The sequence below is a fragment of the Leucobacter komagatae genome, assembly GCF_006716085.1.
Lineage (GTDB): Bacteria > Actinomycetota > Actinomycetes > Actinomycetales > Microbacteriaceae > Leucobacter > Leucobacter komagatae.
In genome coordinates this window covers 304,054-318,751 of record NZ_VFON01000001.1, presented here as the reverse complement: position 1 = coordinate 318,751, position 14,698 = coordinate 304,054, and the positions used below count along the sequence as shown (strand labels likewise).

At 69.8% G+C, this 14,698-nt stretch carries 11 protein-coding genes; 2 read left to right on the top strand and 9 right to left on the bottom strand.

Going from position 1 to position 14,698, the window contains the following annotated elements; translation table 11 throughout:
* Positions 1-29 precede the first annotated feature (29 nt).
* The 3 genes from FB468_RS01405 to FB468_RS01395 all read right to left on the bottom strand — a co-directional run bounded on the left by FB468_RS01405 (position 30) and on the right by FB468_RS01395 (position 2,557).
* Positions 30-413, bottom strand: coding sequence for a cupin domain-containing protein (locus tag FB468_RS01405; RefSeq protein WP_141885773.1), 384 nt, complete (start codon positions 411-413; stop codon positions 30-32).
* 39 nt (positions 414-452) lie between these two features.
* Positions 453-980: an Lrp/AsnC family transcriptional regulator gene (locus FB468_RS01400; protein WP_141885772.1), complete on the bottom strand. Its 528-nt coding sequence runs from the start codon at positions 978-980 to the stop codon at positions 453-455.
* A 119-nt stretch (positions 981-1,099) separates the two neighbouring features.
* Entirely contained in the window at positions 1,100-2,557 is a 1,458-nt protein-coding gene (locus tag FB468_RS01395; RefSeq protein ID WP_141885771.1) for an aldehyde dehydrogenase family protein, read from the bottom strand.
* A gap of 396 nt (positions 2,558-2,953) precedes the next feature.
* Here FB468_RS01395 and FB468_RS01390 point away from each other — a divergent pair, with 396 nt between their 5' ends.
* Together FB468_RS01390 and FB468_RS01385 are read left to right on the top strand one after the other, a co-directional pair.
* Positions 2,954-4,390: an NAD(P)/FAD-dependent oxidoreductase gene (locus FB468_RS01390; RefSeq protein WP_141885770.1), complete on the top strand. Its 1,437-nt coding sequence runs from the start codon at positions 2,954-2,956 to the stop codon at positions 4,388-4,390.
* A gap of 20 nt (positions 4,391-4,410) precedes the next feature.
* Positions 4,411-4,806 carry a DMT family transporter gene (locus FB468_RS01385; RefSeq protein ID WP_484177354.1) on the top strand — a complete coding sequence of 132 codons (396 nt, stop codon included), beginning with the start codon at positions 4,411-4,413 and terminating at the stop codon, positions 4,804-4,806.
* Here the strand turns inward: FB468_RS01385 and rpe are convergent.
* The 6 genes from rpe to FB468_RS01355 all read right to left on the bottom strand — a co-directional run bounded on the left by rpe (position 4,803) and on the right by FB468_RS01355 (position 14,680).
* The gene (gene rpe, locus FB468_RS01380) at positions 4,803-5,465 is read right to left on the bottom strand and encodes a ribulose-phosphate 3-epimerase (RefSeq protein ID WP_141885768.1); all 663 of its coding nucleotides are present in this window, start codon (positions 5,463-5,465) and stop codon (positions 4,803-4,805) included. The two genes, FB468_RS01385 and rpe, sit on opposite strands and share 4 nt — an antisense overlap.
* A 4-nt stretch (positions 5,466-5,469) precedes the next feature.
* Complete coding sequence (locus FB468_RS01375; protein ID WP_141885767.1) at positions 5,470-6,897, bottom strand: MFS transporter; 1,428 nt, start codon at positions 6,895-6,897, stop codon at positions 5,470-5,472.
* A gap of 75 nt (positions 6,898-6,972) precedes the next feature.
* Complete coding sequence (locus FB468_RS01370) at positions 6,973-8,517, bottom strand: transcription antitermination factor NusB (RefSeq protein WP_211359060.1); 1,545 nt, start codon at positions 8,515-8,517, stop codon at positions 6,973-6,975.
* Positions 8,514-9,455 carry a methionyl-tRNA formyltransferase gene (locus tag FB468_RS01365; RefSeq protein ID WP_141885766.1) on the bottom strand — a complete coding sequence of 314 codons (942 nt, stop codon included), beginning with the start codon at positions 9,453-9,455 and terminating at the stop codon, positions 8,514-8,516. Before FB468_RS01365 ends, FB468_RS01370 begins: the two co-directional genes overlap by 4 nt.
* Positions 9,456-9,563: 108 nt before the next feature.
* The gene (locus tag FB468_RS01360) at positions 9,564-13,106 is read right to left on the bottom strand and encodes a hypothetical protein (RefSeq protein ID WP_141885765.1); all 3,543 of its coding nucleotides are present in this window, start codon (positions 13,104-13,106) and stop codon (positions 9,564-9,566) included.
* On the bottom strand, positions 13,103-14,680 hold the full coding sequence (locus FB468_RS01355) for an SWIM zinc finger family protein (RefSeq protein WP_211359059.1): 1,578 nt from the start codon (positions 14,678-14,680) through the stop codon (positions 13,103-13,105). The genes FB468_RS01360 and FB468_RS01355 overlap by 4 nt, the downstream gene beginning before the upstream one ends.
* Between the last annotated feature and the right edge of the window lie 18 nt (positions 14,681-14,698).

Here is a 14,698-nt window from a genome sequence, read left to right as displayed (position 1 = left end):
AAGACACCACCGACACGCCTGCCGGTCAGCTAACCGACCGGCAGGATGTAGACCTTCCGCAGATCCTCGTGGATCACCCACTCGGTTCGCATCCCCGCGGCCAGGCGCCCGAGCGACCCGGGCCCAAGCTCAAGCACCGCATCAGGCTCGTCGCCATCCGAGAAGATTGTCACGGTGGCACTCCCGCGCAGCACGACGAAGCACTCGTCTGCTTCGACATCGACCGCGGTGCCCTCCGTCATTTCCCAGACGCCGAGTTCGAGCCCGGGCCCGGCGTCGATGTCCGTCGCGCCGGCGCGCGGTGCACCGGCGCGGACCTCTTCGGCGGGGAGCTGCTCCAGCGGCAGCTCAAGCGCGAGCGTGTCAGTGACGGCCCCGGCGGCCAGGTGCGCGGGAGTCTCAGTGTGTGCCATGTTGTGTCTCTTTCGACTGCGCCGCTCGAAGCGGCAAAACTATGTTGTGGGTGCCCCTTCGGGCTCCGCGCTCGGCTCGTCGCCGGCGTCTCCCGTGCTGTCTGCTGGCGCGTCGCCGACGCCCCAACCGTAGGCAAGCTTGTAGGCCTCGAGCACAAAGAACGTCTCGGCGCCGATGATCCCGTCTTGCTTCGGCAGGCGGTCGTGCAGGAACTCGGTGTAGTGCGCGACGTCGCGGCACACGACCTCGACCATCACGTCGAACGGCCCGGTCGTGAGCACAACGTAGCTCGTCTCGGGCAGTTTCGAGAGCTCCTCACAGACGAGCCGGGCCTTGCCCATCTCGCACTTCAGGCCAACGAGGGCGAGCCTGTCAAACCCGATCCTGAGCGGGTCGGCGACGCCGACGATCTGCAGCGTCCCTGATTCTTCGAGCCGCTGCACTCGGTACCGCACCGACGACGCCGGGATCCCTGTCTCCTCGGAGATCTCCTTGAAGGAGCGGCGGCCATCGTTCTGGAGAATCGCGATGAGTCGCCGGTCGATGTCGTCGAGGTCGGTTTTCATGGGAGCTCCTTCAAGGCTTTCAGGGGTCACGCTGGTCACAATCTACCAACGGACAGGATCGGCCACGGGGAACCACGCCCCGTGGCCGATCACGCGAGTGCGTTGCCGCGACTGGCTCGCTACGCGCCGATGTGGATCACGCCGGTGCGCAGGTAGGTCATGTCGTGCAGCGTGTACATGCCGCCAATGCGACCCCAGCCGGTGCCCTTGCCGCCTGCGCCGCCGAACGGCATGTTGACGTCCCACCAACCGTTCGAGTCGTTGACGACGACCTGGCCGACCTCCATCTCCTCCATGAAGCGGAACGCCTTCGAGAGGTTTTCGGTGAAGACGGCGCCCTGGAGGCCCAGCGGGTCGTCGTTCGCGATGCGCAGCGCGTCGTCGTCGTCTTCCGCGACGATGATCGGCAGGACGGGCCCGAACGACTCCTCGCGCGACAGCAGGCTGTCGGTCGTGACGTTGTCGACGACAGTGAACTCGTAGTAGAGGTCCGTCGGCTGGCCCTCGCGGCGGCCGCCACCGAGGAGGATGTCGAGGCCGCGCTCGCGCGCATCCTCCATGTGACGATCCATCTTCGCAGCGACGCCCTCGTTGTTCAGCGGGCCAAGGTTCGTGTTCGGGTCGAACGGGTCGCCGAGCACGACAGTCTTCGAGTACTCGAGCACGGCCGCGACGAACTTCTCGTGGACGTCCTTGTGGACGATCACGCGCTCGGTCGCGCAGCAGACCTGCCCGGCGCAGTAGAAGGCGCCGTCAACCGCGGCCTTCGCGGCGCGCTCGATGTTCGCGTCGGCGAGCACGACGACGGGGCCGTTGCCCGACGCCTCGATGAGCAGCGGCTTGAGGCCCGCGGTCGCCTGGATCTTCGTCGCGGTCGCGGAGGATCCGATGAAGCCGACAGCGTCGATGCCCGGGTGCGAGACGAGGGCAGCGCCAAACTCACCCTCGCCGGGAAGTACCGACACAAGACCGTTAGGCACGCCCGCCTCGACGAGCGCGTCCATCGCGGCGAGCACCGTGAGTGGCGTGTTCGTCGGCGGCTTCACGACGTGCGCGTTACCGGTTGCGAGCCCCGGGGCGACGAACTCAGCGAACATGAGGAGCGGGAAGTTCCACGGCGTGATGATGCCGAACACGCCGATCGGGGCGCGCTGGGTGATCTGGCGCTTCTGGATGTCGTTCGAGGGCAGCGTCTCGCCGTACAGGCGCACCGCGTCTTCTGCGTGGAGGTGGAACAGCTGCGCCGCTTCCTTCACATCGGCGAGCGACTCCTCATAGGGCTTGCCCTGCTCGAGGGACTGCAGGCGAGCGAGCTCCTCGACGCGGGACTCGAGCGCGGTACCGACCCTGTGGCAGATTTCGGCGCGCGCGAACACGCCGAGCTTGCGCCACGCGGTCTTCGCTTCGTGCGCCTTCGCGACGGCGAGGTCGAGATCAGCGGTCGTCGGAACTGGGATCGACGCGATCTTCTCACCCGTTGACGGGCTGAAGATATCTGCACGCTCGGTCGATGCACCGTCGGTGAACTCACCGGCGATGAACAGCTGGGTCCGAGTCGGCACTGGCAGGGAACTCATAGCGATACCTCCGTGTATCAGTAACTGCAATGTTGCACTCCTCACCATAGGGCACGTTTCACGAATCCGCAATACGAACCCGATTTGGATTGCGCTTTCAACAAACCAGCGCGCCAAAATTGACTATTTGAGCAAATCGGGGCACGATGCATCTTGTCCATTCGATGCGCGAGTGCGCCCGATAACGACGGAGTTGTCTTGAGAGAACCACCGACACCAGCGCCCCGGCCGGGCTACCCCGGCCCGCGCCAATCTCGCTGAGCCTGCCAGCTCAGCGCGCGCCCGGCGACAGCCGGGGACCACTCCCTGGCTGAGCCAGCTGCTCCGGCCACTTCGGCCACTCCAGCCGATCAGACCGATCAACCCGACCAAACCGACAACCGAAGAGGAACACGAATGACCACCTACGAGCGCGCCGAGGCCGCAGTCTCAGCGCAGCGCATCGACGCAGCACTTGCGAACACGCGGCGCGAACCCTACTGGCTCGACACCGCAGACCGCCCCGCGGCCCTCCCGAAGGCGCAGGGCGCGCTCGAGACTGACCTCGCGGTCGTCGGCGGCGGCTACTCCGGCCTGTGGACGGCCCTGCTCGCGAAGGAACGCGACCCGGGTCGACGCGTCGTGCTGCTCGAGGGCCAGCGGATCGGGTGGGCCGCGTCGGGGCGCAACGGTGGCTTCTGCGAAGCGAGCCTCACTCACGGTGCGAGCAACGGCGAGCGCCACCTCCCGAAAGAGACCGCGCGGCTCCACGAACTCGGGCTCGAAAACATTCGCGAGTTCGGCGACACCGTTCGCCGCTACAGCATGGACTGCGACTGGAGCGAGGTGGGCGTGCTGAGAGTCGCGTCCGAGCCCTACCAGGACGCGATCCTCAAGGCCGACGCCGCCAAGGACCCGGACGCCGTCTACTTCGACAGCACGGCCGTGAAAGCCGAGGTGAACTCCCCCGTCTACCACGGAGCGCTGTGGGAGCGGGAGGGGAACGTCATCGTGCACCCCGCGAAGCTCGCGTGGGAGCTCAGGCGCGTCTGCCTCGAACTCGGCGTCGAGATCTACGAGCACACGCAAGCAACCGGCATCAGCGCGACGCCCGACGCCGTCACGCTGACGACCGACGGCGGCGCCACCGTGCGCGCACAGCGCGTTGCGCTGGCAACAAACGTCTTCCCGAACCTGCTCAAGCGGGCGCGCCCCTTCACCGTTCCGGTGTGGGACTTCGCGCTCATGAGCAACCCGCTCACGCCCGAGCAGTCGGCCGCGCTTGGTTGGGCGAACGACCAGGGCCTCGCCGACATGAACAACCGGTTCCACTACATCAGGAAGACGCGCGGGGCTGACGGCCTCGAGCGAATCCTGTTCGGCGGCTACGACGCCCTCTACCACTACGGTAAGGGCCTGAACGACGAGTACTACGACAGCGAGCCAACCTACCGCAGGCTCGTTGCGCACTTCTACGAGACATTCCCGGTGCTCGGCGACATCGGCTTTAGCCACGCGTGGGGCGGCGCGATCGACTCGTGCAGCCGGTTCTTCTCGTTCTTCACACGCGCGCACCAGGATCGCGTCGTCTCAGCGACGGGGTTCACCGGCCTCGGCGTTGGCGCGACGAGGTTCGGCGCCAACGTCATGCTCGACCTGCTCGACGGGCTGCAGACCGAGCGTACGGAGCTCGACCTCGTGAAGAAGAAGCCCATTCCGTTCCCGCCCGAGCCGATCGCGGCGCTCGGTGTGAAGATCACGACCGCAGAAATGGCGCGGTCTGATCGCCGCGAGGGCAAGCGCGGGCTCTGGCTCAGTACGATGGACGCGGTCGGTATGGGCTTCGACTCATAACCAACGTCGCGAGCCACGGGGTGGGCACTGCGCCCAGCCTCGTGGCTCGCTCACACTTCAACACGCCCACACTTCAACACGCAAGGACACTCATGCACTGGGCACCTCTCGCCGCGGCCATCGCCCTCGAGGTCTTCGCGACCTCCATGCTGAAGCTCTCTGAGGGCTTCACCAAGCTCTGGCCGACAGTCGCGGTACTCGGGGGCTACGCGCTCTCGTTCTATCTGCTCTCACGCGTGCTGCAGACGATGCCCGTCGGAACGGCCTATGCGATCTGGTCGGCGGCCGGGACGGTGCTCGTCGTCGGCATCGGCATCGTCGCGTATCACGAGCGGCTCACAACGCTGCAGCTCATCGGGGTCGCGCTCACGATCGTCGGCGTCGTCCTCCTGAACGTCGGCGGCGCGGCGGACTAGTGCGCGTGCTGCGCGGCGGCGGCCCGAAGGTCGGCGATCCGCTCTTCTGGAACGCCCCCGTAGACCGCTGAGCCGGCGACGAAGGTGTCTGCGCCGGCCTCCGCCGCGATCCCGATCGTATCGACGGTGATGCCGCCGTCAACCTGCAGCCAGACGTCGAGGCCGTGCTTCGCGCGCGCCTCGGCGAAGCGACGCAGCTTCGGCATCATGTCGGGCATGAACGACTGGCCGCCGAACCCGGGCTCGACGGTCATCACGAGCACCTGATCGAATTCGGGCAGCAGCTCGAGGTAGGGCTCAGGGTCGGTGCCGGGCTTCAGCGCGATACCCGCGCGGGCCCCAATGTCGCGGATCTTCCGCGCCAGCGTAACCGGATCGGTCGACGCCTCAACGTGGAAGGTCACCGAGAACGCGCCGAGCTCGGCGTAGCCGGGCGCCCAGCGGTCGGCGTCGCTGATCATGAGGTGCATGTCGAGCGGCACGGGCGACACCGCCTGAATGCGCTCAACGATCGGCGGTCCCATCGTCAGGTTCGGCACGAAGTGGTTGTCCATCACGTCGACGTGCACGAGATCCGCGGTGCGGATGGCCTCGAGCTCTGCCTGGAGGTTGACGAAGTCGGCGGACAGGATGCTGGGGTTAATGCGCTGCGCGGTCACGTGACTAGTCTACGGCGGTCTCGGGGGCGCCGTGCCGCGGCGCCGGACCGGTCGCCGGCCGGGCGGCGAACCCGCGAGAGAGTGTGCGGTACGAGCGGGTGAAGAACGCGGCGCAGGTGAGCAGGATCATTCCGATCCCCGTGCACACGAAGATGAGCGCGATCCCGCGGCTGTCGCCCTCGCCGAGCAGCCACCCCCACTCGCGCTGCCCCGTCTCGGTGCGCATGAACGGCACGATCCAGAACTCCGCGATCGGCGCGATGATGAGCGAGGTGATCGGCGCCGCCGCCGCCTCGAAGGTCATCGCGAGCCCGAACACGCGCCCCTGTTTCTCAAACGGCACGACGCGCTGGATCACCGTCTGTTCGGCGGCCTCGACCGCGGGCATGAGCGCCATGAACATCCAGATACCCGCAATGAACAGCCAGGGCCACTCGCGGATCGTGAACGCGATCCCCACGAACCCGAGGACGCCGACGAGCACCAGCATGGTGCGGATCGGGTTCGGCCCAAGCCCCCACTTCGCAACGGCGAGACCGCCGATGATGAATCCGGTCGAGGCGAGCCCGAAGACGAGGCCCCAGACCTCCACCGGGAACATCGTGAGCCCATACGGGTCGAGGAGCGCCATGAACGCCCCGCTGCCAAGGTTGTTGAACGTGCTAAACAGCACGAGCGCGAAGAGCCCTGGCACGGCGAGCATTGCGGCCATCCCGCCGCGGAAGTCGACGGCTGCGCGGTCAGGATCGCGGGCGACGACGGGCTCGGGGATGCGTAGCAGGTGCAGGTGCGCGAGCGGGACCGCGACGAACAGCGTGGCGAGCAGGATCGTCGTCCCCATGCCGAGCAGTCCCACCGAGAGGCCGCTGAGCACGCTGGTCGCGATGAAGGCGAGCCCCTGCACGGCGCCGACAAGGCCGTTCGCGTTCGCGTGACGCTCGACCGGTACGAGCAGCGTCACGGTCGTCGCCAGGGCGAGGTTTCGCATGAGCTCGACGACGCAGCCAGCGAGAACGACGAGCGTGAACAGCCAGAACCAGGGGGCATCCAGGCGGAGCAGCAGGTCGCCGGGCACCGCGAAGAAGAGTGCGCAGCCGACAGCAAACGCGACGAGCGTCGCCCAGGCGCTCAGGAGCATGACGCGGTGTTTGCGCATCCGGTCGACGAGCGAGCCGAACCACATGGAGCAGCCAGCGAGGAGAAACATGTAGACGGCACCGAGGATCCCGGTGGCGAGGATGCTCCGGGTCTCCAGGTATACCCAGAACACGATGGCGAACCACAGAAAATTCGTCGTGAGGTTCGCGACCGCCGTGTTCACGAGCACGTGGGCGAACGTGCGGGTATGGGCCGCGGGCACCTCCGCCGGCGCGCCTGGGGCTACCCGCACCGCGTCACCGTGGCGGGGCCCCGTCGCGCCCGTCTCCTTCATACGAAAAGAGTAGGCGTCACATCGCTGAAACGAAAGCGATTCCTGAAGTCAGTTGAGTGCCCCGAGCGCTGCCTGCTACTGCGCTTCTCGTGTGAGCAGCGAGATGAACATCGCGTCGGTGTCGTGCCGGTGCGGCCACAGCTGGGCGCTGAGCTGCTCGCCGGGAAGCGACGGCTCGGCGTCCTCGCGCGCCGCGGCGCGCACGGCGGCCTTCGCGTCGAGCTCCCGAAGCTCGGGGTGCCGCTTCAGCGCACGCTCGACGCCAACGCGGGTCTCCGCGAGGTGCGGGGAGCAGGTCACGTAGGCAAGCACCCCTCCCGGCTTCAGGTGCGCGACGGCGGCATCGATGAGCTCCGTCTGCAGCGCCGTGAGCTCGGGCAGGTCGCTCGGCTGCTTTCGCCAGCGCGCCTCGGGCCGCCGCCTCAGCGCGCCGAGGCCGGAGCAGGGGGCATCGACCAGGATCCGGTCGTACAGTTCGTGGTCGTCGCGCCCGCAACCAAACGCCTCCTCTTCCCGCCCGTCGTGGCTCACAACAGTGACGGTCTCCGGGGAGAGCGCGGCGACCCCGTCCACGGAGTTCCGCACGAGATCAGCGCGGTGGTCGGACACTTCGTTCGCGCGAACGGTGGCGCCCTCGACCACGGCCTCGGCGCCAAGAATCGCGGTCTTGCCGCCCGGGCCCGCGCACAGGTCGAGCCAGCGCTCACTCGGGCGTACCTGCGTCGCGCGAACGAGCGCGAGCGCGGCGAGCTGGGATCCCTGATCTTGCACCCGCAAGAGCCCTGCCGGGATCGCGGCGCGCTCCTCGGCTCCGGCGATTGCGCGGCCCGGATCGCCTCCCGTGAGTTCAAGGCCGATCGGCGAAGGCCCGACGGCGTCGAGCGCGTCGGGCTCGACGAGCGCGAGCTCCTCCGCGGTGATGCCCGCGCCCTCGAGCAGGGCAAGGTTCACTCGCGGCGACGCGTTGTCGGCATCGAGCAGCGCGTCGAGCTCGGCTTCGCTGCCCTCTGCGCGGAGGGCGTCGCGCAGCGCGCGGACGACCCACGCCGGGTGCGACGTGCGAACCGCGAGCGCGTCGTCGGCGCTTTTCGCGGTGTCGGCGATTCGGGCGTCCCACTCCTCGTTCGTGGAGCGCCCGATTTCCCTGAGCACGCCGTTCACAAAGCCTGCGACCCGCTCATTACCGACGAGCCGCTGCAGCTCGACGCTCTCGTGCACCGCGGCGTGCGCCGCCGTGCGCATGGCGAGCAGCTGGTGCGCCCCGATCCGCAGTACGTTCAGGGTACGCGCGTCGATGTCTTTCGCCGGCCTGTCCGCCGCGAGTTCGATGATGCGGTCGAGCCTGCCGAGTGAGCGGAGCGTGCCCGCGGCGAGTTCCGTCGCGAGCGCGGCGTCGCGGCCGTCGAGCCGCGCGTCCCTGATGCGGGAGGCGAGGGCGAGGTTCGCGTACGCGTCGCGCTCGACGACGTCTCGCAGCACGTCGTAGGCGACGATCCGGGCGCCCGAGATCCGCGGGCGGCTCTGCCGTTGGCTCCGACCGCGCCGTTGGCCCTGGCTCCGACCAGAGCCCTGGCCCTGCTGCTTGCCTCGGCGACCGCCGGGTGACTGCTGCCCGCTCATGCGAGGTCCGCCTTTCCATCGCGGCCGCGCAACCATGCGGCTCCGTCCATCGCAGGTTTCCCCGCGGGCTGCACGCGCGCGAGTTCGAGGCCTATTGCGCCAGCACAACCGACGACGGCGCGCTTGCCCACAAAACGAACCTCGCCCGGCGCGAGGTCCGCGGGCAGGTCTGCCGCGAGCCGCTCGTCGAGTGGCCGCAGCTCGGTGAGCTTCACCGGATCGTCGCCGAGCATCGCGTACGCGCCGGGCTCGGGCGTCACCCCGGACCAGTGCGCGAGCGCGGCATCCGCGGAAGTTCCCGCGCCGAACGAGATGAGCCCGTCCTCACGCGAGAGCTTGTGCGCGTAGGTGTCTTCTCCGACCTGAGGCTCCCCCGCATCGGGGTCATCCGCGAGCATGTCGACGGCGCGCAGCAGCGCGGCGGTGCCGGTCGCCGAGAGCTCGGTGAGCGCAGCGCCCGCCGAGGTCCCCGGAGTGAACTCAGTCGAATCGCGCGTGAGCACATCACCCGCGTCAAGCGCGGCGACGAGCCTAAACACGGTGACGCCGAGCTCCTGCTCCCCCGCCATGAGTGCGCGCTGCACCGGCGCCGCTCCGCGCCACCGCGGCAGGTCTGAGAAGTGGAGGTTGATCCACCCGTGCTTCGGGCCTGAGAGCAGTGGCTCACGGATGAGGCCGCCGTACGCAACAATCACCCCGAGTTCTGGCGCGCGCTCCGCCACCCAGTCGGTCGCCTCAGTGCCGAGCCGGTTCGCTTTGAGCGTCGGAATGCCGAGGTCCGCGGCCGCCTGGGCCACTGGCGAGGGCGTGAGCACTCGTTTGCGGCCGAGCGGCGCGTCCTCGCGGGTGACGACACCAACGACGTCGTGGCCTGCGTCGACCAAGGCGCGCAGGCTGGGGACGGCGAACTCCGGGGTTCCGGCAAACACGATACGCATCCGTCTATTCTCGCACTCCCCGCGGCGTCGCGCGCGCGTCAGAGTTCATCCCCCGAGGGCTTGCCCAGGTCATCCCCCGAGGTCATCCCCCGAGGTCATCCCCCGAGGTCATCCCCCGAGCGCGGCCACCAGCTCTCGCGCTTTCCGCAGCGCCGCCTGCGACCCTTTTCGCCCGGCGAGCTCTGAGAGCCCAGGCCACGATGCGGCCTCAGGCGGCAGGTGTCCGCGCCGCGTCGCCTCCGCGAGCGCGGGTGCGCGCAGGAGCGCCGCGTCGAGCACGCGGTTCAGCCACCGCGGCGGGGCGCCGCTCACCGAACCCGCGGCGCGCACGGACTCCGTGAGCACGGGCCACAGGGCGCGGAGGGTGTCAGGTTCGGACTCAACCATCCCGGCGAGCTTCACCGGCGTGAAGTCAGCGCTCTCGAGCAGCCGGGCGACCGCGAGACGCACGGAGCCAGCGCCTACGAGCCCATCGCGCACCGCCGCGAGCACGTGGTACCCGCTGCCGTTGTCGTGGTTCATCCCGCTGAGCAGCACCGCGACCATGCCCACCGTGATCGGTGGAACCGGTTCCCCGCGCCCGAGCGGGCCAGCGTTGCCGTCGCGCCAGTTGCGGTGCTCGGCGATCCTGATCGCCTGCGCGGGCGCATCCCACCGCAGCCACCACCGCGAATCGTGCCGCACCTCATCTGCGTCAGAGAGGATCTCGGTCATGCCGCACTGCCCCTCCTCCTCAATGTCGTAGAACCACGAGGTGCGGGTGCGGAAGCGGCGCGGGCCATCAGCCGGGTCGGCGAGCCGCTCAGGGGCGAGCTCGAGCTCAATCTCGAGCAGTCTCGTCGAGGCGCCCGGGTCGTGCCAGCTCGCGCGGATCACGGCCCCGTCGTCGACCACTTGCGGCTCTGGGACCGCGGTCGGCCAGAACTCGGTGAACTCGGCGTCGGTCATGGCGGCGGTGTGCGCGGCGGGCTGCTCCGGTGTTGCCGGGGCTGGCGAGGCGTGGCCCGTTGCGTCCTGAGCCGGCGCGGCCTGACCCGTTGTGGCCTGCGGGAGCGCGGCCTGCGGGAGCGCGGCGACGACTGCCCGCGCGAGCTGGACGGCGCGCGACGAGCCTCCCCCGGCGGCGAGCGCCCTGACGCTGGCAACCTCGAGGGCGTCGTTCGGCGCGTCGCCTGCCTCAACGGCGGCGGTCACTGCCGGCAGCAGTTCGCCGATCGCTTCGACGAGCTCCGCGGTTCCGGCGAGGCGTCGGGGCGCGGCGAGCGAGAGCGCGACAAGGTCATCGAGCAGGGGCCAGACGACGGCGAGCATCCCCTCGTCAGCGAGTTCGAGACACGCGGTCGCGAACGCGGCAAGCTTCGTCGGTGTGTCTGCCCACCCAAGCTTCCGCACGTCGGCGACCCCCGGAACGAGGAGGCCACGCCCCCACCCCTCCCTGATCGCGAGCACGCCGTCGGCTACGGCCCGCTCGTGGAGGCCGCGCTGCGCCCCGACGAGGTTCACTGCCTGCCCCGGAGTAAGCGGCGCGCGCCGCCGCACAAGCTGGCGCAGCACGAGGCCGAGCGCGGAACTGTCGAGGTCACCGGTTGTCAAGGCGGCCCAGTCGCCGCCAAGTGGTAGCACGCCGACTTCGATGTCGCTCCGGTAGGAGTCTGCCTTCAGCCTGACCGGGAACGCGGCGAGGGCCGGGGGCTGTTCGAGCTGGGCGGGCGCCCACCAGTGCCGCTGCGCGTCGAGCTCGACGGCGGGCTCTGCGAGCGGGTGCTCGAAGTACTCGGCGGCGACGGCCCCGGCGCGTACCGGCAGCTCGGCCCCGTGTTGGCCGACGATGGCGACGTCGATATGGCGGAGCTCGGCGCGCCGCTCGGGGGCGACCTCTGCGGGGTCAACTCGCAGCAGGGCGAGCAGCACGTCAGCCTCGCTCGCCGCGGCCCCCTCCGAGGCATACGCGCGCAGCCTTGCGGTGAACGCGTCAGCGGAGATGCGCATGTCATCCCACGTTGGCGTTGAGAGCAGCACTGGAGCCTGGCCGAGTCGCTGCGTCACCGCGGCATCGCGTGCGGGCGACGGACCGAAGATCGTCGGCCTCGACCCCGGGAAATCTTCGCGGGCGGGCCGGTCGAGCGCGGTGAGGTCTTCTCCCGCGACCCACTGTGCGATGCAGCGCAACCCCGGCACCCAGTGCTGGCGCACGCCGCGAAGAGCGGTGCGCGCGAGATCAGGATCCCGCCGCGCCAGTTCATTCGCCAGCGCGAGGAGGCGTTCGGCGACGGGGTCGACCGCGCCGCCCTCCGGCCTGCCGGACAGTTCCGTGGCCGCGGCGGTGACGGCCCCGACGAGGGTGTCGGTGTCGGCAGTGGCGAGTGCGTCGGTCTGCTCTGCGGCGAGCGCCTCGGTGGCTCCGATGCCGAGTGAGAATCGAGGCACCTCCCAGAGCGGCGGGGCCTTTTCCCAGCGGCCCCGCACCGCGCTCGATGAGGATCCCTCGGGTGCCGCCCGCTCGCTTGCTGGGTCGCCAGGTACCGGCGCGATGCCCCAGGCGTCCAAGAGGCGCGTTGCCGCACGGGCGAGCGGTACGTCGTTCCCGGCTATCAGCGGTTCCACGAGCACGGCGATCTCGGCACCGGTCGCTGCGCTGGGTGCGGGGCGCCCCGCGGCCGCGGCGAGCAGCGTGCGACGCGCCTTCTTTGACTTCAGGCTGAGCCCGAGCTGCAGTACTTCGAGGAGTGTGTCGTCGTCGCCGTGGGCGATGAGCGCGGGCCCGAACGCCTCAGCGAGTGGGGCGTCACCGGTCGCGATGGCCGACACGAGCGCGTCGGCCCGGCCGAGCAGGTCGGATCGGCGGGCCTCGCCCGTGAGCCCGAGCTGTTCGGTGAGGAACGCGGCCCACACCTTCCGGTCGCCGGGACGCTGGGCGGAGTCGAGCCCGGCGAACGCGAGGTCGAGCGCCGCATCGGCGTCGAGCCACCCGCGGTCGAGCGCCGCCGGGAGCAGCCCACCGAATGGCCCGGTAACGCTCAGCCCGAGGGCGACCGCCACCTCGGCGTGCTCGCGAAAGCGGGGGCCGAGCACGTTGCCGGGAATCTCTCCCCGGTCGCGGGGCTGCAGCCAGCCCTCGTTCGCTGGCGCACCGAGGGCGTACACGGCCCAGTCGCGCAGGTAGTCGAGGCCCTCGGGAACCGGCAGCGCGCACTGGTGCACGAGGCGCACCGTGGTGCCTGCGAATCGTGAGGTCGCGTCGATCCACATCCGCCCACCGCCCGACGAGGCGTGCGTCAGGAAACTCTGGGCGTACGCTGCGCCGCGGTCGGCGATGACCGCCGTGAGCAGGTCGTCGCTGATGGCCCCGCCCGCTGGCGCGATCGCGACAGCTCGCTTCGCGGGGACACCGACCCGGATCGCGAACAGCGCGAGCATGCCCGCGTGTACGCCGTCGCCAAGCCAGCTGCGCCAGCCGTAGCTCGCGGCGTCGAGGGCTTCGAAGGAGCCCCACTCGCCAGAACTGAGCCCGGCGAGCGCGGTGCGCTGCTGCTCGGGGGTGCCAAGCGGCAGGGCGAGGATCGCTTCGGGGCCCAGGTCAGGGGCCGCTGCTGTCCAGCCGAGCGCGCGATAGACCGCGAGTGCGTCGTTCAGTGCTGCGGAGGCGCTCACGCCTGCTCCTTCGGGGTCGGGGTTGGGGTTGGGGTTGGGGTTGGGGTTGGTGGTTGTGTTGGTGATTCTGCTGGTGGTTGTGCAGGTGGTTGTGTTGCTGGTTTCGGTGCCCTCGCCGGAGCACTCCCCTGGGTACGCTGGGACGCGCGGGCCCGGGCGATCTCGACGGCGAGCACGTGTTTGCAGGGGCCCCGCCCAGCGCCGTGACGGAGACCCCATGCGCAGCCGCACACGAGCTGCCCGTCGTCGCCGAGGCGCACGATACTGTCACCGGTTGTGCCGGCTGTGCCGGCTGAATTGGCTGTGCTGGCAGTGCTGGCAGTGCCGCCGGTTTCGCCGCCCCTCACGATCCAGTTGCGCGACTCCTCTGAGTTCCCCTGGCCTGGGCCCGGCGCAACCCGCCCCGCGGCGACGAGCGCCCGAGCGGCGGCGAGGCGCGGGCCGTCGCGCTCGATCCTCGTCGGGTCATCGGGAAGCTCGCGGTGAAAGTGCGCGCCATCGGCGAGGTCCCAGCCCACTCGGCCAGAGGCTGCAAGCACCGCGATCGCGCCGTCGGCCCGGACCCTCGTGATCCCCGCTTCCTTGGCAAGCTTGCCGGCGTCGATGACCGGCTCGAAAGCGAGCAGCACTGAGAGGGTTTCGGCGTCTGCGACGACCTCGTCGCCCGCCAGTGCGGCGAGGAGCGCGCCCTCTCCCGAGTGCCCCCGCCAGGCTTCGGCGGTCAGCCCGAGTGTGAGCCGCGCGTGCGGGAGTTCGAACACGACGGCGACAGCGCCCGTCTCCGCGTGCGGCGCGCCATACACCGTCGCGCCACGAAGGTGCGGGAGGAGGCGTTTCGCCGCGCTCAGGCGGTGCAGCCCGGGAACCGCGATGGCCCCGGCCACTGGCCGCGACACGACCCGCACGCCCGATGCCGCGGGAGCGAGCCAGGCGGTTCGGCCGCTGGCGGTCGCCGGCGGGACTGCGGAAAGGAACGCGCGCGCCTCCGGTGCGGTGAGCGTCGCAAGCGGCACCATCCGGCCGTGCAGCTCGGCGACGTTCCCGAATGCCCGCACCCACCGGCCCGGCATGTTCACGGGGCGCTCGGTTGAGTGCCCCGTCGGCGTGGCGAGCACCGCGCCGCGGGCGCCGACGTCGAGGTGGAGGAGCTCCGCACGGCGCACCGCTGAGAGCACCGAGCGCGACCGCTGCCCGAGGTCAACGTTGGTTGTTCCGTGCGCGATGTCACCACCGTCGAAGCCCGCGCCGAGCAGGTCGAGCCGCGCGTACACGCTGTTGCAGGCGGAGAAGCTCTCCGCGCGCAGCCTATCGCCGTTCGCTGCCAGAACCGGATCGCGCATCGTCGTCGGCACGTACTGGAAGTAGCGGGTCGCGGTGATGTCCGCGAGCACGAGCAGACCGCGTGCGAGCACGAGCGGTTCAGTCGCAAACCCCGAGAAGAAGCTCGGCGATTGGTCGATGCCACTCACAGTGAGTGCAGGGGCGAGGCCGAGCACCAGCCCGTCGGCGCTCGCCTCGGTCAGCACGCCAAATCCGCGAGGGGCGGGCGAGACCGTCGCGTGCTGCAGCGTCATACTTCGATGCTAGCGAGC

Coding starts and splice junctions, on each gene's coding strand:
- FB468_RS01405 (WP_141885773.1), bottom strand. CDS start 413: ATGGCACACACTGAGACTCCCGCGCACCTGGCCGCCGGGGCCGTCACT.
- FB468_RS01400 (WP_141885772.1), bottom strand. CDS start 980: ATGAAAACCGACCTCGACGACATCGACCGGCGACTCATCGCGATTCTC.
- FB468_RS01395 (WP_141885771.1), bottom strand. CDS start 2,557: ATGAGTTCCCTGCCAGTGCCGACTCGGACCCAGCTGTTCATCGCCGGT.
- FB468_RS01390 (WP_141885770.1), top strand. CDS start 2,954: ATGACCACCTACGAGCGCGCCGAGGCCGCAGTCTCAGCGCAGCGCATC.
- FB468_RS01375 (WP_141885767.1), bottom strand. CDS start 6,897: ATGAAGGAGACGGGCGCGACGGGGCCCCGCCACGGTGACGCGGTGCGG.
- FB468_RS01370 (WP_211359060.1), bottom strand. CDS start 8,517: ATGAGCGGGCAGCAGTCACCCGGCGGTCGCCGAGGCAAGCAGCAGGGC.
- FB468_RS01365 (WP_141885766.1), bottom strand. CDS start 9,455: ATGCGTATCGTGTTTGCCGGAACCCCGGAGTTCGCCGTCCCCAGCCTG.
- FB468_RS01355 (WP_211359059.1), bottom strand. CDS start 14,680: ATGACGCTGCAGCACGCGACGGTCTCGCCCGCCCCTCGCGGATTTGGC.